Genomic DNA, 19,076 nt, shown 5'->3' with positions numbered 1-19,076 from the left:
CCCATCCCGAACAGGACAGTGAAACGACTTTGCGCCGATGATAGTGCGGGTTCCCGTGTGAAAGTAGGTCATCGTCAGGCTCTTACAGTGAAAACCCCGTAGTCGAAAGATTACGGGGTTTTTTATTTGATCAATCGGTATTCTTGATATTGCTTGCGCAGTAGTGGACATGGAAAGGATGAGCATGCAGCTGCAGGACATGTTGTATTCACAGGGCTTTGGCATTCGCCGTGTCTGCTCCGGCTTGGTGCAGCAAGGCTGGGTGGAGCTGTGGAACCCGCAGACTTCTGACTGGGAGAAGATCCTGGATTCCACCCAGCAGGTGGATCCCGGAGGTCTGCGTTTCAGGGTGCAAGGCGTGGAGTGGGAGTATCACGAGCTGGGTTATGTGCTGCTGAACAAGCCAGCCGGCACCGAATGCTCGCAAAAGCCATCGGCCTATCCCAGCATCTATACCTTGCTACCGGCTCCGCTGCGTCAGCGACCCAACAAAGGGGCGGTGCAAGGTGTTCAGGCGGTGGGTCGTCTGGACCAGGATACGACGGGCATGCTGCTGCTCAGCGATGATGGCCAGTTCATCCATCGCATGTCGTCGCCCAAAAAGCATGTCTCCAAAGTTTATCGAGTGACTTGCAAGCATCCGGTGGATGCCAAGCAGATACAGCGGCTGCTGGATGGTGTCGTACTCGATGATGATCCCAAGCCCGTCAAGGCAGCGGCCTGCGAGCAGGTTGACAGCCATGTGCTGGATCTGACGCTGACCGAGGGCAAGTATCACCAGGTCAAGCGCATGATTGCGGCTGTGAGCAACCGGGTCGAAGGTCTGCATCGCAGAAGAATCGGCGGCATGGAGTTGCCCGCAGAGTTGGAACCCGGCCAATGGCGCTGGCTTACGGCGGATGAGCTGGAATTGTTCAAGCCGGGCAAGTAAGACAAAGCAAGATAAAAAGCCTGCTGGCTTGCGCCAGCAGGCTTTTTGATTGGCGACAGGGGAAATCAGTGCCGCTGCGCAGGGAGCATGGACGTCTGCTGGAGCTGGCCCGAAGTTTGCAGCGCAGCGCCGGGCAGGAATTCGATGCCGGTACGGCGTACCAGCTCCGCATAGCTGATGGGCTCGGTGACGCGGGCTGCGTCATCATTGGCCTGCCAGTGCGCCCAGGCACGCTGGCTCTGAGCGTCATAAACCAGCTTGTAGAGAAAGCTGGGCACACGCACCTGGTTGTGGCCGACGGAGGCTGCACCGGCCTCAAAGACCGGGCCGGTGATGATGTAGACATCGCCCTGAGCCCGCTGCGCATAGCTGCGCGTGTCTTTTTCGATGCGGGCCCAGGGGCCGCCGTTCTGCTTGATGGACTGGGGCACCATATTGGCCAGCGAGAAGCTCTGGGCCATGGCCTGTGCGCTCGGCATGTCACCAGCGGGAGCCATGTGGCCGCGTGAGTAGCCGGAGCGCTTGTAGTCGTCCAGCTCGGCGCGTTCATCGCGGGGCAGGCGGGCATCGCTGTAGAACTTGTTGGTGCGTTTTTCGTCGGCATCGGCGACCAGAGCCTTGTTCAGGCGCTGAGCGACGAAGACGGGCGTCTTGCTCTGGCCGCTGTGCAGCACGGCAAACGCGTCATAGCACAGCGCACGCAGCTTGGGCTGATCGCTGAGCACGGGTGCTTTGCCATTGGCAAAGAACTGCGGGCATTGCTCAAAGCCCTGGGTGCTGCGCGTGGGATTGCTGATCTGGATGAGCGGTGCGGGGCTGGCCGTTGCCGAGGGCGCAGGCATCCTGGCGGAGCAGGCCACGCTGCTGATGGCCAGCATTGCGATGCCGGCATGGCGCAGCCATAGCGGGACTCGTGAGGAGAAAGAGGAAAGCGGTGCTGAAAAAGCGGAAGACATGCGCGAAGAAGGCCGAGGGAGATGAAAAGAGTGCCAGCAGCCCAGGCGCAAGAGCGAGTCTGGCCGTCATCGAGGATGATTGATTGCTACTTGAATAAGAGCTGCTTGCGCAAGCTTTGAAAGCTTTTCAAGGTAAAAGTTTCCTGAAAAGCTTTGTAATAAAGCGCTAAGTGCTCATATTTTATGAAGGCTGGATGTCCTGTCCCTGCTTACGTCGCCAAGCTTCGGATCCCTGAGGGCGTTCCATGCATGAGCAGGATCTGAAGTGCGGCTCGGGTCTGCAGATGCAGCTGCTTGAGTGCCTCATCTTTCTGAGGCGGCAAGATGTACTGGCCCTGTGCGTTCCTCGCATAGGGCTTGCCCAGAATGTCGGCCATATCGATCTGATAGTAGCTGCGGTCGCCGTACGGGCGCTTGCCGTCGATATAGGGCAAGGGCCAGATCGCCTGGCCGTCCTTCTCCTCGGCCAAGACATAAGGCAGGTCATCGGTACCGACTTCACGCCACAGGGCGGCATGCAGCAGCGTCAGGTGTTCGGGGCGAAAGTCGAAGCTGCTGTCTGGCGCCTGACCTGAGAAGTCGGGCGGCAAGGCATAGCGACCGGGCGCCAAGGTGGCGGTGGCCACAAACTGCGGCAGCCAAAGGCAGACCTCGGTCAGGAGCCGGGTGGCCAGAGCAGGATCGTGACTGCGCAGCACTTGCTGGGCCGTGTCGAGGGTGGACAGATCGCCGCCAAAGGGCTGCACGGGATCGAAGCCGGGTGCCCCAGACTCTACGGGTATCCACCGCACCCGCAGCAGGCGCATCAGCTGCAGATGCTGGGCGCTCAGCGGCGGCAGCGCCTGGCTGAAGACCGTCTGGATCACGGCTTGACGTTCGGTACTGCCCTGACGCTTGCGCAGCCACGACCAGCTCAAGCCGCCGGTTGCCGCAACTGCCAGGGTGGAGAGTGTGGAGATCAGCAGCCTGCGCTTCATGGGCGAAGGTTTTCAGTCATCGATGGAAGCGCTCCAGCGGTCGCCCCAGCCGCTGCGGTCCTGACGCACGCGATCGATTTCGCGGCGGTCGCGCTTGGTGGGGCGGCCGGTGTGCTGGGCCGCCAGTGCTTCGGCGGGCTCGGGTGCCAGACGGCGCTGCTCGGCCAGCTGTTCGCGCTGGGCAATGCTTTGTGCCGTTTCCTCGTATAGCTGTTGGGCAACGGGTGCCGGGCCGCGCATGCCGCTCAGCCCGCGCACTATGACTTCCCTGGGAATATTGCCCTGGCGCAGGTGGATGTGGTCGCCCGGGCGGATTTCACGCGAGGCCTTGGCATTGGCGTTGTTGACCGTGACCCGGCCTTTGCCAATCTCCTCCACAGCCAGGCTGCGGGTCTTGTAGAACCGCGCGCACCACAGCCATTTGTCCAGACGCATGGATTCAGTTTCACTCATATCGGTATTTTGCGGCGTGAAGGGATGGCGATTCAAGTCAGAGCAGTATCCATGTCCTGGGCATCGCCATTGTGCAGGGGCAGCTGAATCAGCGCCTGCAGGCCACGCACGCGGCCGAGTCCGTCGTGCAGGTTGCGCAGCTCGATCTGGCCGCCCAGGGTCTGCACGATTTCCTGGCAGATGGCCAGGCCCAGGCCGGAGCCGCTGCGCGTATTGCCCGCCGAAAAGGGCTGGAACAGTCGCTGGGCCAGTTCATCGTCGATGCCGCTGCCGCTGTCTTCGATACTCAGCTGCGCCATGCCATCGTGCGCGCGCACATCGACCTGCAGACTCCCGTGCCTGGGGGTGTGGCGTATGGCGTTGTGCAGCAGGTTGCGGGTCAGCTCGCGCAGCATCCATTCATGGGCGGCCACGCAGCAGGCCTGGGTTTCGATGCCGAAATCCATGTCGTGATCGGCAATCAGCGGTGACAGCTCCAGCGCCACGTCGCGCACGATATCGTCGAGCTGGGCGAGCATGGAGCTGTTCTGGTTGCTGTCTTCCTGGCGCAGCTGCTCGACCTTGGCCAGGGCCAGCATCTGATTGGCGACGCGGGTGGCGCGGTCCACCGTGTCGTCAATCTCGGCAAAGGCCTGGGCCGGTGGAATATCGCCGCGCTTGGCAGACTGGACCTGAACCTTGAGCACGGCCAGCGGCGTGCGCAGCTGGTGCGAGGCGTCGCGCACAAAGCGCTTCTGATTGCTCAGCAGGCCTTGCAGGCGCTGCATGGTCTGGTTGGTGGCTTCCAGCAGAGGCTGGACTTCGCGCGGGACCTCGGGCGCAGCCAGCGGACTCAGATCCCCCTGGGCACGGCCCTGCAGGTCCTGGCTGAGCTGGCGTATGGGCTGGGTGGCGCGCTGCACCACGATGATGACGATCAGGGCGACGACCAGCACCAGCAGGGCCTGACGAATCAAGGTGTCACGCAGAATCTGCAAGGCCAGGGATTCGCGCAGTTCCAGGGTTTCGGCCACCTGGATCACGGCCATGCCGCGTCCGTCGGCGCTGGCAACCGGCTGCAGCAGCACGGCCACGCGCACGGGGTGGCCGCGAAACTCGTCGTCGTAGAAGTCCACCAGCGCCGCATAGGGCGGGCGCTGTGGAATCCTGCCGTTCCAGACAGGCAGTTCCTCGAAGCCGGAGATCAACTGTCCGTCCAGCGTGGAGACGCGGTAGAACATGCGGCTCTGGTTGTCAGCCTCGAAAATTTCCAGTGCCGAATAGGGAACGATGGCGCGCAACTGTGCCTGATCGTCGTATCCCGTGACGCCAATTTGCTCGCTGATGCTTTTGGCCGAGGCCAGCAGGGTTCTGTCGTAAGCCGTGTGCAGCGATGCCAGGGTTTGCTGATAGAGGCTCCAGGCGTTGAGGGCAATCAGCGCCAGCACAGGCAGCAAGATGCCGGTGAGCAGCAGGCGCCGCAGCGACCAGGCTGTCTTGGGCCGCGCTTTGGCCGCAGCGGCTGTCATGCCGCGGCCTCGGCCTTGACCAGATAGCCCAGTCCGCGCAGCGTGACCAGTTGCACGCCGGTGCCGCCCAGCTTTTTGCGCAGCCGGTAGGCCACGACTTCCACGGCCTCGTATTGCACATCGACCTCGCCGGGGAAGACCAGACTGAACAGCCGTTCCTTGGTGACCGCATGGCCTGGGCGGGCCAGCAACGCATGCATCATGGACAGCTCGCGCGGGGTCAGCTCCAGAACCTTGTCGTCGAGATAAATGGCGCCGCTTTCCTTTTCATAGCGCAATGCGCCCAGGGTGATAACTTCAGAGGCCGATCTGGGGGTGAAGCTATCCTGGCTGCGGCGCAGCAGGGCGCGCAGGCGTGCTTCCAGTTCGTCGAGGTCAAAGGGCTTGGCCAGATAGTCGTCGGCACCGGCGTTCAGCCCCATGACGCGGTCGCCCACGGTGCCACGTGCCGTCAGTATCAGCACCGGTGTGCGCAGGCCCAGGGCCCGGGCGCGCTCCAGCACCTGCAGGCCGTCGAGGCCGGGCAGACTCAGGTCCAGCACCACGGCATCGGGTTCGCGGGTCTGCCAGTGAGCAAGGGCACTGGGGCCGTCGGCCGCCACATCCACATGCAGCCCGCGGCGCATCAGGGTGCGCTGCAGCGTGGTGCGCATGGCGGAATCATCTTCAACAAGCAGTAATTGCATGCAGCCGAACATAGCACTGCGCTGCGAATGCGAAGACAAGTCGTGAAACTACCGGGCTTGCTTAAGGGATAGCCCTAGGTGATTGGACAGCCGTTTGACAGGCAGGCTGTCCATGATTGCATTCACCAACTACATAAGGAGTACATCATGCGTCGTGATACGTTTCTGAAGTCTCTGGCAGCCCTGGCGGCGGCCGGTGCTTTGCCCCTGTCGGCCCAGGCAGCGGCAGCCATCAAGATGATGCTGCCCGCCAACCCTGGTGGCGGCTGGGACACGACAGGCCGTGCCCTGGGCAAGGCCTTGCAGGACGCAGGTGTGGCTTCTTCCGTCACTTATGATAACAAGGGCGGCGCTGCCGGCGCCATCGGTCTGGCCCAGTTCGTCAACGGCAGCAAGGGCGATCCCAATGCCATGATGGTCATGGGCGCCGTGATGCTGGGCGGCATCATTACCGGCAAGCCTCCTGTCAACCTGAGCCAGGCCACGCCTTTGGCACGCCTGACCAGCGAGTACAACGTGTTTGTGCTGCCCGCCAATTCGCCCTACAAGAACATGGCGGAAGTGGTGGCCCAGCTCAAGAAGGACCCTGGCTCCATCAAGTGGGGCGGTGGCTCGCGCGGCTCCACCGAACACATTGCTGCTGCCATGATCGCCCGTGAAGTGGGTGTGGACCCCGCCAAGATCAACTACGTGGCTTTCCGTGGGGGCGGTGAGGCGATCTCCGCCATTCTGGGCGGCAACGTCACCGTGGGCGGCAGCGGCTTCAGCGAGTTTGCCGAGTACATCGCGACCGGCAAGATGAAGCCCATCGGCGTGACTTCGGCTCAACGCCTCAAGGGTGCGGCGTCCAGCATTCCCACGCTCAAGGAGCAGGGCATCAATGTGGAAATCGGCAACTGGCGCGGTGTGTATGGCGCGCCCGGCATTTCCAAGGCCCAGCGCGACGAGCTGGTGGCCCAGATTGAGAAAGCCACCAAGAGCAAGGCCTGGGCTGAAGCGCTGCAGAAGAACGACTGGACACCTGCCTGGCTGAGCGGCGATGCCTTTGGCAAGTTCGTCGACGACGAGTTCGCCAGCCTGCGCGCCACCATGGCCAAGTCCGGCATGATCTGATGATCTCCAGGCCGCTGCGTTCTGCAGCGGCCTTTTCAGGACATGGCACAGGGCTGGCGACTTCAGCCCTGATCGCGTTGTGTCCTGCTGTTTTCCCCCGCACTGATTGATGGCCTGCCCCTGACGGCGCAAGCCAGGGTTTGTGCAACCCCATGATGCCGTGAGAGCTGCTGGCAAGTTTGCTCTGACGGGTTCCGAAAACCATTGAAATCAAACACATTCATCATGTCTGATTCATTCCAAGATCTGGCCCGGGCAGCGGAGGCCGCACAGGTTTCGGCCTATGCGGACCCCGATGAGCCGCAAAGCCCCAATGTACCGTCCAAAAGAGCACAAACCATTGTCGGTTCGGGCGTGCTGCTGGTCGCTGTCGGCCTGGCTGTCGGCGCACTGCAGATTCCTTCCGATTCGGGCTATGGTGGCGTTGGCCCCAACTTTCTGCCCTGGCTGTGCGCCATCGTGCTGGCCGTTTGCGGTGCGTTGCTGATCTGGGAAGCTCGGAGCGGCGGCTTTCGCCATGCGGCGGATCCTGGCGGCCATGCCAAGGCCGATATATTGTCTTTTGTCTGGGTTTCTGCAGGCCTGCTGATCAATGCGGCTTTGATTGGAACCGTCGGCTTTATCTTCAGCTGCACGATTTGCTATGTCTTGGCCGTGCAAGGCCTGCGCCGCGCCGCGCATCAGCCTCAGGCCTCTGAAATCGGTACCTGGGTGAAGGATGTGATCACTGGCTTGCTGATTTCAGCGCCCGTTTTCTGGATGTTTACTCAGTTCCTGGCAATCAATCTGCCTGGCTTGACTCAGACGGGGTGGCTGTAATGGATATCTTCAATGCTTTGATGGCAGGCTTTGCCACCGCCATCACGCCCGTCAATCTGTTGTGGGCTCTGGTGGGTTGTGCCCTGGGTACGGCTGTGGGCGTGCTGCCCGGTATCGGCCCGGCCGTGGCAGTGGCCATGCTGCTGCCCATCACAGCCAAGGTGGATGTGACGGCTTCCATGATCTTTTTTGCCGGCATCTACTACGGTGCCATGTATGGCGGCTCGACCACCTCGATTCTGCTGAACACGCCCGGCGAAACGGCGTCCATGGTCACGGCCATGGAGGGCAACAAGATGGCCAAGAGCGGCCGAGCGGGCGCGGCGCTGGCAACCGCCGCCATCGGCTCGTTTGTCGCGGGGACCTTTGCCACAGTGGTGGTGACCCTGTTTGCTCCCTATGTCGCTGACTTTGCCGTGAAGCTGGGCCCGCCCGAGTACTTCATGCTGATGGTGCTGGCCTTCACCACTGTGAGCGCCGTGCTGGGCCAAAGCTCGCTGCGCGGCATGACGGCGCTGTTTGTCGGCCTGGCTGCAGGCTGCATCGGCATGGATCAGATCTCCGGTGCCGCGCGCTATACCGGCGGCAAGATGGAACTGCTGGACGGCATCGACATTGTGCTGGTGGCAGTGGGTCTGTTTGCCGTGGCCGAAGTGCTGTATGCCGCCATGTATGAAGGCAAGGTCGAGGAGTCGCAGAACAAGCTGACCCGTGTGCACATGACCAAGCGTGACTGGAAGCGTTCCTGGCCCGCCTGGATGCGCGGCACGCTGCTGGGTACACCGTTTGGCTGCATTCCCGCTGGCGGCACCGAGATCCCGACCTTTCTGAGCTACGCGACCGAGAAGAAGCTGGCCAAGGGCGAAGACAAGGCCGAGTTCGGCGGCAAGGGCGCCATCGAAGGCGTGGCCGGTCCGGAAGCTGCCAACAATGCCACCGTGACCGCAGCCCTGATTCCGCTGCTGACGCTGGGCATTCCTACCAGCAACACCACGGCCGTGCTGCTGGGCGCCTTCCAGAACTACGGCATCAACCCCGGCCCCCAGCTGTTCACCAGTTCGGCTGCCCTGGTCTGGGCGCTGATTGCCTCGCTGTACATCGGCAACGTGATGCTGCTGGTGCTCAACCTGCCCATGGTGGGTCTGTGGGTCAAGCTGCTGAAGATTCCGCGTCCCCAGCTGTATGCCGGCATCTTGATCTTTGCAACGGTCGGTGCCTACGGCATGCGCCAGAGCGCGTTCGATCTGTTCCTGCTCTACGGCATTGGCTTGCTCGGTGTGATCATGCGCCGCTTCGACTTCCCCACCGCCCCCGTGGTGGTGGGCATGATCCTCGGCCCCTTGGCGGAAGCGCAGATGCGCAATGCAGTGTCGATCGGCGAAGGCAGCTGGTGGATCTTCCTGCAGCGTCCCATGTCGCTGACGCTGATCATCATCGTGCTGGCCGTACTGATCATTCCCCGCGTGCTCAAGCGCCTGTCGGAGGCCAAGCAGGCCCGGGAGGCAAGCGCCGCCTGAGTCCCGTTTCCTAGCCTGCTGCGGGTGCTGTACGCATGGAGCCCGTTGCATTCATATCCCCTGTTCGGTGAGCTGAACAGGGGATTTTTTTATGGAGGCCGGCTAAAGCATTGCTTTGAATGCACTAGCTGGAGGTCTGTGCCGATGGTTTTGGGGCAATGTCGCCCTACCATGGCGCAATGATGGAAATGAGCCAACGGCTACCCAACGATTTCGCCTGCGAGCTGCCCGACGATGCCGACGGTATCTATGCATTGGCGGCACGGTCCATGTTTCAGCTGTTCTCGTCAATGAGCCAGGGTATGTTTCTGGTCGACAGAAGCGGGCGCATTGTCTGGGTCAACAAAGGCTACGAGCGTTTTTTGCCACGCCTGGGAGTAGCCGGTGTGGGCGATTTTCTCGGGCATAAGGTGGAGGAGGTCATCCCCAACACGCAGATGCGCAGCGTGTTGGAGACCGGCAAGCCGGTCCTGATCGATCTGCTGACCAATAGCGCCGGAACCTTTGTCGTCAGCCGCCTGCCGCTGCATGACGATGAAGGTGGCGTGATCGGTGCCATCGGCATTGTGCTGTTCGACCAGCCCGAGACAACCTTGCAGCCGCTGATCAGCAAGTTTGCGATGCTGCAGCGCGATCTCGATGAAGCGCGGCGCGAGCTGGCTGCCCAGCGCAGCCGCAGCCTGCAGGCGTCCGTGCAGGGTTCGCGCCGCAGCAAATACAGCTTTGCCAGCTTTGTGGGCAGTAGTCCAGCTGCGGTCGAGGTCAAGCGCCAGGCGCGACGGGCGGCCCAGTCCATGAGTCCGGTGCTGCTGCTGGGCGAGACCGGTACCGGCAAGGAGGTGCTGGCCCATGCCATCCATGCCGCATCGGCGCGGTCTGGCGGTCCTTTTGTGAGCGTCAATATCGCGGCCATTCCCGAAACGCTGCTGGAGGCCGAATTCTTCGGCGTGGCTCCGGGCGCATTCACCGGAGCCGACCGCAAGACGCGCGATGGCAAGTTCAAGCTCGCCGATGGCGGCACCCTGTTTCTCGACGAAATCGGCGACATGCCCGCCAGTCTGCAGGCCAAGCTGCTGCGGGCCTTGCAGGAGGGAGAGATCGAGCCGCTGGGCTCCAACCAGATCGTGCATTTCGATGTACGCGTGGTGGCCGCCACCTCTCGGGATCTGCTGCAGATGGTGCGCGACGGGCGCTTCCGGGAAGACCTGTTCTACCGGCTGCATGTGCTGCCCGTGCGCGTGCCGCCGCTGCGCGAGCGCAGCAGCGATATCCCGGCCCTGGTGGAAATGCTCTGCGAGGACCTGGCGCTGCGCAACGACATGGTTCCACCGGAGCTGGGAAAGGGGGCGCTGGAATTGCTGGTCGCACAGGCCTGGCGCGGCAATATTCGCGAGCTGCGCAATGTGCTGGAGCAGGCAGCCATGCGCTGCGACGACTCGCACATCGATGCCGGCCTGCTGGCACAGGTGCTGCGCTCGTCCGGGGTAGAGCTGCAGGTTCCGCATCGGCCGCCCTTGGCGCAGGAACCCGTGGCTGCGGCAGGCGATTTGCTCAAGCCGCTTGCCGAGCAAATGGCCGAGCTAGAAGCCCGTGCGATAAGGGCCGCGATGCAGGCCCATGGAGGCAACAAGCTGGCCGTTGCAAGGACGCTCGGCATATCGCGCGCCAAGCTCTACGACCGGCTCGAGAAGCTGAATTTCTGAGTCATGCTAGGGATTGCCCTTGGTGAGTAGGACTTGGTTTGTTTTTATAGTTATAAAAAATATCTAATTTGAGTCCGGAGACAGCATGGCATTGGTACAAGGGCAGGAGTTGTGGAGGCCCACGCAGCAGCAGCAGGAGCAAAGCGGCCTGTGGCATTACATGGACTGGCTGCGCGACAGCCGTGGCCGTGACTTCTCCGACTATGAAGCGCTGTGGCAATGGTCGGCGACGGATATCGAAGGCTTCTGGCGCTCCGTCTGGGACTATTTCGGCATTCAGGCCGATGGTGACCCGACGCAGGTGCTGGCCGGCCGCAAGATGCCGGGTGCCGAGTGGTTTCCCGAAACCCGGCTCAACTATGCCGAACACATCTTCCGCCAGGCCAGCGACCAGCGTCCGGCCATCATTGCGCGCTGCGAGGGCCAGACCCCGGTCGAAGTCTCCTGGCAGCAGCTGCAGCGCGATGTGGGCGCCCTGGCGGCAAGCCTGCGCGGTCTGGGCATCGTGCGTGGCGATCGCGTGGTGGCCTATCTGCCCAATGTGCCGCAGACCGTGGTGGCGTTTCTGGCCTGTGCCAGCATTGGCGCCATCTGGTCCAGTTGCGCGCCGGAGATGGGCGTATCCGTGGTGCTGGATCGCTTCCAGCAGATTGCGCCCAAGCTGATTTTCGCGACCGACAGCTATAGCTATGCCGGCAGGCAGTTCGATCGCCGTGAAGTGCTGGACGAGGTACTCCAGGGTCTGCCCGATATTGCCCGGGTGATTCATGTGCCGGGGCCCTTGTTCGGCAGCGATGCCGAACACGCGGCCGTGCCCTGGCGTGACTGCATGAGTTGGGCCGATGCAACGTGCCATGCAGCGCCGCTGCAGTTCGAGCGCCTGCCGTTCTCCCATCCGCTGTGGGTGGTGTACTCGTCGGGAACCACCGGCCTGCCCAAGGCCATGGTGCACAGTCATGGCGGCATCGTGCTCACCCATCTCAAAACCAATCGCCTGCAGCACGACGTGTTGCCCGGCGATCGTTTCATGTTCCTGGGCAGCACCGGCTGGATTGTCTGGAACCTGATGATAGGCAGCCTGCTGGCCGGCGCGACCGTGGTCCTGTCCGACGGCAACCCGACGGCGCCGAGCGACGATGCGCTCTGGGACTTCATCGACCAATACCAGGTCAGCATCTTCGGTTGCGGTGCGGCCTTCCTCACCAAGAGCATGAAGGATGGCGTCTCGCCGAAGAAGGGGCGCCAGTTCGAGAAGCTGCGTGCCATCAACTCCACGGGCTCGCCGCTGCCTCTCGATGCCTATGCCTGGGTCTACGAGAACGTCAAAAATGATCTGTGGCTGGCCTCGATCAGCGGCGGCACGGATATCGCCTCGGGCTTTGTGGCCTGCGCGCCCATACTGCCCGTCAACGCGGGCGAGATTCAGTGCCGCGAGCTGGGTGTGGCCGCCTATGCCTTCAACGAACAGGGGCAGAGCGTGGTCGGCGAAGTCGGCGAGCTGGTGATCACCGAGCCCATGCCCTCCATGCCCGTGTTCTTCTGGAACGACAAGAGCGGAGCGCGCTACCACGACAGCTATTTCGACGTGTTTGCCGGCTGCTGGCGCCATGGTGACTGGATCGAGTTCAGCGAGCGCGGCACGGCCGTGATCTACGGACGCTCGGACAGCACCATCAACCGCTTCGGCATACGCATGGGCACGGCGGAGATCTACCGTGTCGTCGAGGAGCTCGACGCCGTCAAGGACAGCCTGGTGGTCGATCTCGAATATCTGGGTCGACCTTCCTTCATGCCGCTGTTCGTGACTCTGGCCGAAGGCCAGGCATTGACGGGCGAGCTGACCGCCCAGATCAAGAACGCCATCAAGACCAAGGCTTCGGCACGCCATGTGCCCAATGTGGTGGTTCAGGTGGCCGAGATTCCGCGCACCCTCACCGGCAAGAAGATGGAGGTGCCGGTGCGCAAGCTGCTGCTGGGAGCGGACGCCGCCAAGGTGGCCAGCCCCGATGCCATGGCCAATCCATCCAGCATTGATTTCTTTATTCAATTTCGAGAGCAGGTACCGCAGGCGTGACAAGCGCTTGAGGCTGATTTGACTCAATACCCAAAGCAGGCCCACCCATGAATCATCAAGATCTGATCGCCATCGACTTCCACACCCATGCGGAAGTCAGCTGCCGCAATCCCTTTGACAGCTACGGCGAGGAGTACGACCGCGCGGCCGACAAATACTTCGGCAGCTCGCTGCGCCCGACGATCGACGAAACCATTGCCTATTACCGCGAGCGCAAGATCGGTCTGGTGATGTTCACGGTGGACAGCGAGGCGCAACTGGGTCGCCGCCGCATCCCCAACGAAGAGATTGCCGATGCCGCGCGCGAGAACAGCGACATGATGGTGGCGTTCGCCAGCATCGACCCGCACAAGGGCAAGATGGGCGCGCGCGAGGCCGAGCGCCTGATCACCGAATGCGGCGTCAAGGGCTTCAAGTTCCATCCCACGGTGCAGGGCTTCCATCCCTATGACCGCATGGCCTGGCCCATCTACGATGTCATCAACCACTACAAGCTGCCCGCCATCTTCCACACCGGCCACAGCGGCATCGGCAGCGGCATGAAGTGCGGCGGCGGTCTGCGTCTGGCCTATAGCAACCCCATGCTGCTGGACGACGTGGCCGTGGACTTCGGCGATATGCAGATCGTCATGGCCCATCCCAGCTTTCCCTGGCAGGACGAGGCGATCTCGGTGGCGCTGCACAAGCCCAATGTCTGGATCGATCTTTCGGGCTGGAGTCCCAAGTATTTCCCCAAGCAGCTGGTGCAGTACGCCAATACTTTGCTCAAGGACCGTGTGTTGTTCGGCAGCGACTTCCCGCTGATCACGCCCGAGCGCTGGATGAAGGACTTCGAGGTCGCCGGCTTCAAACCCGAGGTCATGCCCGGCATTCTCAAGGACAACGCCGTGCGGCTGCTGGAGCTGGACGGAAAACGCGATGCCGCATGAAAGCCACAAGGATCACCCCGGTGATCCTTTTTTCATGGCGGATTGAGCAAAGCCTGGGATGGGCCCTAAGGCGGCTGTTGATTTGTATTGAAATCAGTCACTGTATGAATTAAAGACATTAATTGTCTGATTTTCAGTCGATATGGAGCTGCGTATGATGGCTCTTCAGAGGAAAACCAGACTGGCACGAAGACTGCTGTCTGCACACCATAGAAAGACAAGCGGACAACCGCATCCATCCTCAAGGAGACAATACATGCACAAGCGCAGCCTGCTGCAGGCGGCCGTTCTGGCGGCCATGGTGGTTCATGTTCCCGGCGCCCTGGCGCAATCCGAAATCCGCATTGCCCATGTCTACAGCAAGACCGGGCCTCTGGAAGCCTACGGCAAGCAGACCCAGGCGGGCCTGATGATGGGCCTGGAATATGCGACGGGTGGCAGCATGACGGTGGCGGGCAAGAAGCTGGTGGTGATCGAGAAGGACGACCAGGGCAAGCCCGACCTCGGCAAGAGCCAGCTGGCCACCGCGTATTCGGACGACAAGGCCGATCTGGCCGTGGGGCCCAGCGCGTCGGGCGTGGCGCTGGCCATGCTGCCAGTGGCCGAGGAGTACAAGAAGATCCTGATCGTCGAGCCTGCCGTGGCCGATTCCATTACGGGCGACAAGTGGAACAAGTACATCTTCCGCACGGGCCGCAATTCCAGCCAGGACGCGATCGGCAATGCCGTGGCCATAGACAAGCCCGGCGTGACCATCGCCACGCTGGCCCAGGACAACGCCTTCGGCCGCGACGGCGTCAAGGCCTTCAAGGAGGCTGTCAAAAAAGGCAAGCTGGTGCATGAGGAGTACCTGCCCGCAGCCACGACCGACTTCACGGCCGGCGCCCAGCGCCTGATCGACAAGCTCAAGGACCAGCCTGGCAAGAAGATCATCTGGATCGTCTGGGCCGGCGCCGGCAATCCCTTCAAGATCGCCGACATGGACCTCAAGCGCTACGGCATCGAGATCGCCACGGGTGGAAACATCCTGCCCGCCATGGCGGCCTACAAGAACCTGCCGGGCATGGAAGGCGCGACCTATTACTACTACGGCATTCCCAAGAACCCGGTCAACGAGGCGCTGGTGTCCATGAACTACAAGCAGTTCAAGGCGCCACCGGACTTCTTCACGGCGGGTGGCTTCTCGGCCGCCATGGCCATCGTCACGGCGCTCAAGAAGACCAATGGCGACACCAAGGCGAATACGCTGATCAAGGCCATGGAGGGCATGAGCTTCGATACGCCCAAGGGCCAGATGACCTTCCGCAAGCAGGACCACCAGGCCATGCAGAGCATGTACCACTTCAGGATCAAGAACGACCCGGCCTTTGCCTGGGGCGTGCCCGAGCTGGTGCGCGAGATCAAGCCTGAAGAAATGAACGTTCCCGTCCGGAACGGACGCTAACCACCCCCTGAGTTACTTCGCCCAGGCGGCCCCGCGCCTACCCCTAACCGGGCGTCCCCTCTCTCTTTGGGAGGGGGACGACGCCATCGCCGCGAGGCGGCTCTGACTTGGTCAGCGCGCGGGCAAGGTTAAGTTCACTTTTTGATAGCTGCATGCGCTTGTGTATAGGGCGCTAGGGGCTGATTTGCCTATTTCTCATGCTGACCACTGACAAGCTCACCATTCGCTTTGGCGGCCATGTGGCGGTCAATAGTGTGACCTGCTCCTTCGAGCCGGGCACGCTGACGGCCATCGTCGGCCCCAATGGCGCGGGCAAGACCACCTACTTCAATCTGATCTCGGGGCAGCTGCGGGCCACGGAGGGCCGGGTGTCGCTGCAGGGGCGCGACCTTACGGGTCTGGCACCCTCGGCGCGCACGCGCGCCGGCCTGGGACGGGCCTTCCAGCTCACGAATCTGTTTCCGGCCCTGTCGGTGCTGGAGAACGTGCGCCTGGCCGTGCAGGGCGCGCACCGGCGCGGCATGAACCTCTGGAGCATCTGGAGCGACCACCGCGCATTGCTGGCGCGCGCGCAGCAAATCCTGGAGCAGGTGGCGCTTTGGACGCGGCGCGATGAGCCGGTTTCGGCCCTGCCGCATGGCGACCAGCGCAAGCTGGAGGTGGCGCTGCTCATGGCGCTGGAGCCGCAGGTCTATATGTTCGACGAGCCCACGGCGGGCATGAGCCATGACGAGGCGCCGGTGATCCTCGACCTGATCCGCGAACTCAAGAAGGACCGCAGCAAGACCATTTTGCTGGTGGAGCACAAGATGGACGTGGTGCGCGAACTGGCCGACCGCATCATCGTGCTGACCAACGGCACGCTGGTGGCTGACGGCAAACCGGCCGAAGTCATTGCCTCGCCCGTGGTGCAGCAGGCGTACCTGGGTAATGTGGTGAAGGAGCAGGCATGAGCAGCGGCAACTTGCTTGAACTGTCTGGCGTCCACACCCATATAGGCGCCTATCACATCCTCCACGGCGTGGACTTGGCTGTGCCGCGCGGAGAGGTCACCATGCTGCTGGGCCGCAATGGCGCGGGCAAGACCACCACGCTGCGCACCATCATGGGCCTGTGGCAGGCCAGCCAGGGCAGCATCCGTTTCGGCCAGCAGGACATCACGCGCCTGGCCACGCCGGCGATTGCCCAGCTCAACATCGCCTATGTGCCCGAGAACATGGGCATTTTTGCCGACCTCACGGTCAAGGAAAACCTGCTGCTGGCTGCACGCTCGGCCTCGCATGCTGCGCGCATGGACCGCTCGCGCCTGGACTGGATCTACGAGCTGTTCCCGGCCGTGCAGAAATTCTGGGACCATCCGGCCGGCAAGCTCAGCGGCGGGCAAAAGCAGATGGTGGCCGTGGCGCGCGCCATCGTCGAGCCGCGCGATCTGCTCATCGTGGATGAACCCAGCAAAGGTCTGGCTCCGGCCATCATCAACAACATGATCGAGGCCTTCGCCCAGCTCAAGGCCGGCGGCGTGAGCATTTTGCTGGTCGAGCAGAACCTTGCCTTCGCCAAGCGCCTGGGTGACGGCGTAGCCGTAATGGACAACGGCCGTGTCGTACACGCGGGCCGCATGGCCGATCTTGCGGCCGACGAGGAACTGCAGCAGTCGCTGCTGGGGCTGGCGCTATGAGGTCACAAAAATCAAAGCAAAAAGCAGCTCAAGCGCTGGCAGCTATGGATATGAAAGTTGGTGCCGAGGTAAAGACATGATGCGCAAGGACCTGGATTACAAGCCGCTGCTGCTGGTGCCGCTGCTGGCGCTGGCTACCTTGCCCCTGGTGGGCTCTCCCAGCACCTGGCTCACGCTGACGGTGGCGGGCCTGGCCATGGGCATGATCATCTTCGTCATCGCCTCGGGCCTGACCCTGGTGTTCGGCCTCATGGACGTGCTCAACTTCGGCCATGGCGTGTTCATCGCGCTGGGCGCCTTCGTCGCCACCAGCGTGCTCGGTGCCATGGGCGACTGGACGGGCTCGGCGCAGCTGTGGCGCAACCTGGTGGCCGTGCTGCCGGCCATGGTCGTGGCCATGCTGGTGGCGGGGGCCCTGGGCCTGGCCTTCGAACGCTTCATCGTGCGGCCTGTCTACGGTCAGCATCTCAAGCAGATTCTCATCACCATGGGCGGCATGATCATCGGCGAGGAGCTGATCAAAGTCATCTGGGGGCCGCAGCAGATTCCGCTGCCACTGCCCGAAGCCATGAAGGGCGCCTGGCTGCTGGGCGACGCGGCCGTGGAGAAATACCGGGTCTTTGCCGTGCTGGTGGGGGCTGCCGTGTTCGCCGTGCTGGCCTGGACTCTGGCGCGCACCAAGATTGGTCTGCTGATCCGCGCCGGCGTGCAGGACCGCGAGATGGTCGAGTCCCTGGGCTACCGCGTGCGCCGATTGTTCGTGGCCGTGTTCGTCGCGGGCTCGGCCCTGGCCGGCCTGGGCGGCGTGATGTGGGGCCTGTACCAGCAGAACGTGGTGGCGCAGATGGGCGCCCAGGTCAATGTGCTGATCTTTATCGTCATCATCATCGGCGGTCTGGGCAGCACGGGCGGTGCGCTGATCGGTGCGCTGCTCGTCGGGCTGATGGCCAACTACACGGGCTTCCTCGTGCCCAAGGTGGCGCTGTTCTCCAATATTGCGCTCATGGTGGCCGTCCTGTTGTGGCGACCCCAGGGCATCTATCCGGTTGCCAACAGATGAGATACCCCCTGAGTCGCTTCGCGCCCTCCCCCTGGAAGGGGGACGCCACCCTCGCTGCGGGGCGGCGCGGCCGGCCCAGGCCCTTGCTCGGTGGCAACTGGCTTGGTGCATGCCGGCTGCATACGTGGCGCCATGAAAGTTTGAAAGGCTAGTCTGATGCTCAACCGTTTGCTCTCCGGCGACCTGCCGCGCAGCCGCGTGCTGGCCGTGTTGCTGCTGGCCATCTTCGCGGGCCTGGCCCTGGCGCCGTTTCTCTTCCCCGGCGTCAAGGCGCTCAATGTGGCGGCCAAGGTGCTGATCTTCGTGGTGCTGGTGGCCAGCTTCGACCTGCTGCTCGGCTATACCGGCATCGTGAGCTTTGCCCACACCATGTTTTTCGGCATAGGCGCCTATGGCGTGGCCATTGCCTCCACGCGCCTGGGCGCGGGCTGGGGCGCGCTGGCCGCGGGGCTGGGCGGTGCGCTCGTGGTCTCGCTGCTGCTGTCGCTGGCCATAGGCCTGTTTTCGTTGCGCGTGCGGGCCATCTTCTTCGCCATGATCACGCTGGCCGTGGCGGCGGCCTTCCAGACTCTGGCATCTCAGCTGTCGGACTGGACCGGGGGCGAGGACGGCCTGACCTTCAAGATGCCCGAATGGCTGTCACCCAGCTTCGAGCCTTTCGAGAACGATATCTTCGGCGTGACCATCGACGGCAAGATCCTCAGCTACTACCTGCTGTTTGTCGTGGCCGTGGCCCTGGTGCTGATGCTGCTGCGCATCGTCAATTCGCCCTTCGGCCGCGTGCTGCAAGCCATCCGCGAGAACGAATTCCGTGCCGAGGCCATTGGCTACCGCGTGGTGGTCTACCGCACCACCTCCAGCGTGCTATCGGCCCTGTTTGCCTGCGTGGCGGGTGCCATGCTGGCTGTCTGGTTGCGCTATAACGGGCCTGATACCTCGCTCTCGTTCGAAATCATGATGGACTGCCTGCTCATCGTGGTGATCGGCGGCATGGGAACCATCTACGGCGCGGTGATAGGCGCGGTGGTGTTCCTGATCGCCCAGAGCTATCTGCAGGATCTGCTGCGCATGGCCAGCGAGGCCAGTGCCAGTCTGCCTTGGCTGGCCGCACTGCTGTCGCCCGACCGCTGGCTGCTGTGGCTGGGCCTGCTGTTCGTGCTTTCGGTCTATTACTTCCCCACGGGTGTCGTGGGGAGGCTGCGCGCGGCTGCGGCGCGCAAGCCCTGAC

At 62.7% G+C, this 19,076-nt stretch carries 17 protein-coding genes; 12 read left to right on the top strand and 5 right to left on the bottom strand.

Annotated features, from left to right (window positions below; all coding sequences use genetic code 11):
* The first annotated feature begins 184 nt into the window (after positions 1 to 184).
* Positions 185 to 931: a 16S rRNA pseudouridine(516) synthase gene (locus EIC84_RS19580; RefSeq protein WP_034362957.1), complete on the top strand. Its 747-nt coding sequence runs from the start codon at positions 185 to 187 to the stop codon at positions 929 to 931.
* A gap of 65 nt (positions 932 to 996) precedes the next feature.
* On the opposite strand, the gene EIC84_RS19575 is transcribed toward EIC84_RS19580, so the two are convergent.
* The 5 genes from EIC84_RS19575 to EIC84_RS19550 all read right to left on the bottom strand — a co-directional run bounded on the left by EIC84_RS19575 (position 997) and on the right by EIC84_RS19550 (position 5,523).
* Positions 997 to 1,809 carry a DNA/RNA non-specific endonuclease gene (locus EIC84_RS19575; protein ID WP_003068796.1) on the bottom strand — a complete coding sequence of 271 codons (813 nt, stop codon included), beginning with the start codon at positions 1,807 to 1,809 and terminating at the stop codon, positions 997 to 999.
* Positions 1,810 to 2,096: 287 nt separating this feature from the next.
* On the bottom strand, positions 2,097 to 2,864 hold the full coding sequence (locus EIC84_RS19565; protein WP_003068800.1) for a hypothetical protein: 768 nt from the start codon (positions 2,862 to 2,864) through the stop codon (positions 2,097 to 2,099).
* 12 nt (positions 2,865 to 2,876) lie between these two features.
* Positions 2,877 to 3,317, bottom strand: a complete 441-nt coding sequence (locus EIC84_RS19560) for an RNA-binding S4 domain-containing protein (protein WP_034362959.1) — start codon at positions 3,315 to 3,317, stop codon at positions 2,877 to 2,879.
* A gap of 32 nt (positions 3,318 to 3,349) precedes the next feature.
* A complete protein-coding gene (locus EIC84_RS19555; protein WP_003068806.1) occupies positions 3,350 to 4,825 on the bottom strand; it encodes a sensor histidine kinase in 1,476 nt (491 codons plus the stop codon).
* A complete protein-coding gene (locus tag EIC84_RS19550) occupies positions 4,822 to 5,523 on the bottom strand; it encodes a response regulator (RefSeq protein WP_003068809.1) in 702 nt (233 codons plus the stop codon). The genes EIC84_RS19555 and EIC84_RS19550 overlap by 4 nt, the downstream gene beginning before the upstream one ends.
* A gap of 135 nt (positions 5,524 to 5,658) precedes the next feature.
* Between EIC84_RS19550 and EIC84_RS19545 the strand changes: the two genes are divergently transcribed.
* The 11 genes from EIC84_RS19545 (at position 5,659) to EIC84_RS19495 (ending at position 19,075) form a co-directional block, all read left to right on the top strand.
* A complete protein-coding gene (locus EIC84_RS19545; RefSeq protein WP_003068811.1) occupies positions 5,659 to 6,624 on the top strand; it encodes a tripartite tricarboxylate transporter substrate binding protein in 966 nt (321 codons plus the stop codon).
* Between the two features lie 225 nt (positions 6,625 to 6,849).
* Entirely contained in the window at positions 6,850 to 7,443 is a 594-nt protein-coding gene (locus tag EIC84_RS19540) for a tripartite tricarboxylate transporter TctB family protein (protein ID WP_003068813.1), read from the top strand.
* The gene (locus tag EIC84_RS19535; RefSeq protein ID WP_003068815.1) at positions 7,443 to 8,960 is read left to right on the top strand and encodes a tripartite tricarboxylate transporter permease; all 1,518 of its coding nucleotides are present in this window, start codon (positions 7,443 to 7,445) and stop codon (positions 8,958 to 8,960) included. Before EIC84_RS19540 ends, EIC84_RS19535 begins: the two co-directional genes overlap by 1 nt.
* A 188-nt stretch (positions 8,961 to 9,148) precedes the next feature.
* Positions 9,149 to 10,663, top strand: coding sequence for a sigma-54-dependent Fis family transcriptional regulator (locus EIC84_RS19530; protein WP_050788998.1), 1,515 nt, complete (start codon positions 9,149 to 9,151; stop codon positions 10,661 to 10,663).
* An 85-nt stretch (positions 10,664 to 10,748) separates the two neighbouring features.
* Entirely contained in the window at positions 10,749 to 12,737 is a 1,989-nt protein-coding gene (locus EIC84_RS19525) for an acetoacetate--CoA ligase (RefSeq protein ID WP_003068819.1), read from the top strand.
* Positions 12,738 to 12,784: 47 nt separating this feature from the next.
* The gene (locus EIC84_RS19520; protein ID WP_003068821.1) at positions 12,785 to 13,666 is read left to right on the top strand and encodes a 4-hydroxyphenyl-beta-ketoacyl-CoA hydrolase; all 882 of its coding nucleotides are present in this window, start codon (positions 12,785 to 12,787) and stop codon (positions 13,664 to 13,666) included.
* Positions 13,667 to 13,922: 256 nt separating this feature from the next.
* Positions 13,923 to 15,110, top strand: a complete 1,188-nt coding sequence (locus EIC84_RS19515; protein WP_003068824.1) for a substrate-binding domain-containing protein — start codon at positions 13,923 to 13,925, stop codon at positions 15,108 to 15,110.
* Between the two features lie 197 nt (positions 15,111 to 15,307).
* Positions 15,308 to 16,063 (top strand): ABC transporter ATP-binding protein, encoded by a 756-nt coding sequence (locus EIC84_RS19510; protein ID WP_003068827.1) that lies wholly within the window; start codon positions 15,308 to 15,310, stop codon positions 16,061 to 16,063.
* Positions 16,060 to 16,788, top strand: a complete 729-nt coding sequence (locus tag EIC84_RS19505; protein WP_003068830.1) for an ABC transporter ATP-binding protein — start codon at positions 16,060 to 16,062, stop codon at positions 16,786 to 16,788. Before EIC84_RS19510 ends, EIC84_RS19505 begins: the two co-directional genes overlap by 4 nt.
* Before the next feature lie 76 nt (positions 16,789 to 16,864).
* Positions 16,865 to 17,848 carry a branched-chain amino acid ABC transporter permease gene (locus tag EIC84_RS19500; protein ID WP_003068832.1) on the top strand — a complete coding sequence of 328 codons (984 nt, stop codon included), beginning with the start codon at positions 16,865 to 16,867 and terminating at the stop codon, positions 17,846 to 17,848.
* A gap of 156 nt (positions 17,849 to 18,004) precedes the next feature.
* A complete protein-coding gene (locus EIC84_RS19495; RefSeq protein ID WP_003068834.1) occupies positions 18,005 to 19,075 on the top strand; it encodes a branched-chain amino acid ABC transporter permease in 1,071 nt (356 codons plus the stop codon).
* The last annotated feature ends 1 nt before the right edge of the window (position 19,076 follow it).

The organism is Comamonas sp. A23 (assembly GCF_004522605.1).
Classification (GTDB): domain Bacteria; phylum Pseudomonadota; class Gammaproteobacteria; order Burkholderiales; family Burkholderiaceae_C; genus Comamonas; species Comamonas thiooxydans.
This window is presented reverse-complemented; position numbering and strand designations above follow the sequence as displayed.

What these genes read in the sequence shown, in the direction of transcription:
- EIC84_RS19500 (WP_003068832.1), top strand. Translation starts at nt 16,865, where the DNA reads ATGATGCGCAAGGACCTGGATTACAAGCCGCTGCTGCTGGTGCCGCTG.
- EIC84_RS19535 (WP_003068815.1), top strand. Translation starts at nt 7,443, where the DNA reads ATGGATATCTTCAATGCTTTGATGGCAGGCTTTGCCACCGCCATCACG.
- EIC84_RS19540 (WP_003068813.1), top strand. Translation starts at nt 6,850, where the DNA reads ATGTCTGATTCATTCCAAGATCTGGCCCGGGCAGCGGAGGCCGCACAG.
- EIC84_RS19580 (WP_034362957.1), top strand. Translation starts at nt 185, where the DNA reads ATGCAGCTGCAGGACATGTTGTATTCACAGGGCTTTGGCATTCGCCGT.
- EIC84_RS19495 (WP_003068834.1), top strand. Translation starts at nt 18,005, where the DNA reads ATGCTCAACCGTTTGCTCTCCGGCGACCTGCCGCGCAGCCGCGTGCTG.
- EIC84_RS19550 (WP_003068809.1), bottom strand. Translation starts at nt 5,523, where the DNA reads ATGTTCGGCTGCATGCAATTACTGCTTGTTGAAGATGATTCCGCCATG.
- EIC84_RS19505 (WP_003068830.1), top strand. Translation starts at nt 16,060, where the DNA reads ATGAGCAGCGGCAACTTGCTTGAACTGTCTGGCGTCCACACCCATATA.
- EIC84_RS19555 (WP_003068806.1), bottom strand. Translation starts at nt 4,825, where the DNA reads ATGACAGCCGCTGCGGCCAAAGCGCGGCCCAAGACAGCCTGGTCGCTG.
- EIC84_RS19510 (WP_003068827.1), top strand. Translation starts at nt 15,308, where the DNA reads ATGCTGACCACTGACAAGCTCACCATTCGCTTTGGCGGCCATGTGGCG.
- EIC84_RS19560 (WP_034362959.1), bottom strand. Translation starts at nt 3,317, where the DNA reads ATGAGTGAAACTGAATCCATGCGTCTGGACAAATGGCTGTGGTGCGCG.
- EIC84_RS19575 (WP_003068796.1), bottom strand. Translation starts at nt 1,809, where the DNA reads ATGCTGGCCATCAGCAGCGTGGCCTGCTCCGCCAGGATGCCTGCGCCC.
- EIC84_RS19530 (WP_050788998.1), top strand. Translation starts at nt 9,149, where the DNA reads ATGAGCCAACGGCTACCCAACGATTTCGCCTGCGAGCTGCCCGACGAT.
- EIC84_RS19520 (WP_003068821.1), top strand. Translation starts at nt 12,785, where the DNA reads ATGAATCATCAAGATCTGATCGCCATCGACTTCCACACCCATGCGGAA.
- EIC84_RS19565 (WP_003068800.1), bottom strand. Translation starts at nt 2,864, where the DNA reads ATGAAGCGCAGGCTGCTGATCTCCACACTCTCCACCCTGGCAGTTGCG.
- EIC84_RS19515 (WP_003068824.1), top strand. Translation starts at nt 13,923, where the DNA reads ATGCACAAGCGCAGCCTGCTGCAGGCGGCCGTTCTGGCGGCCATGGTG.
- EIC84_RS19545 (WP_003068811.1), top strand. Translation starts at nt 5,659, where the DNA reads ATGCGTCGTGATACGTTTCTGAAGTCTCTGGCAGCCCTGGCGGCGGCC.
- EIC84_RS19525 (WP_003068819.1), top strand. Translation starts at nt 10,749, where the DNA reads ATGGCATTGGTACAAGGGCAGGAGTTGTGGAGGCCCACGCAGCAGCAG.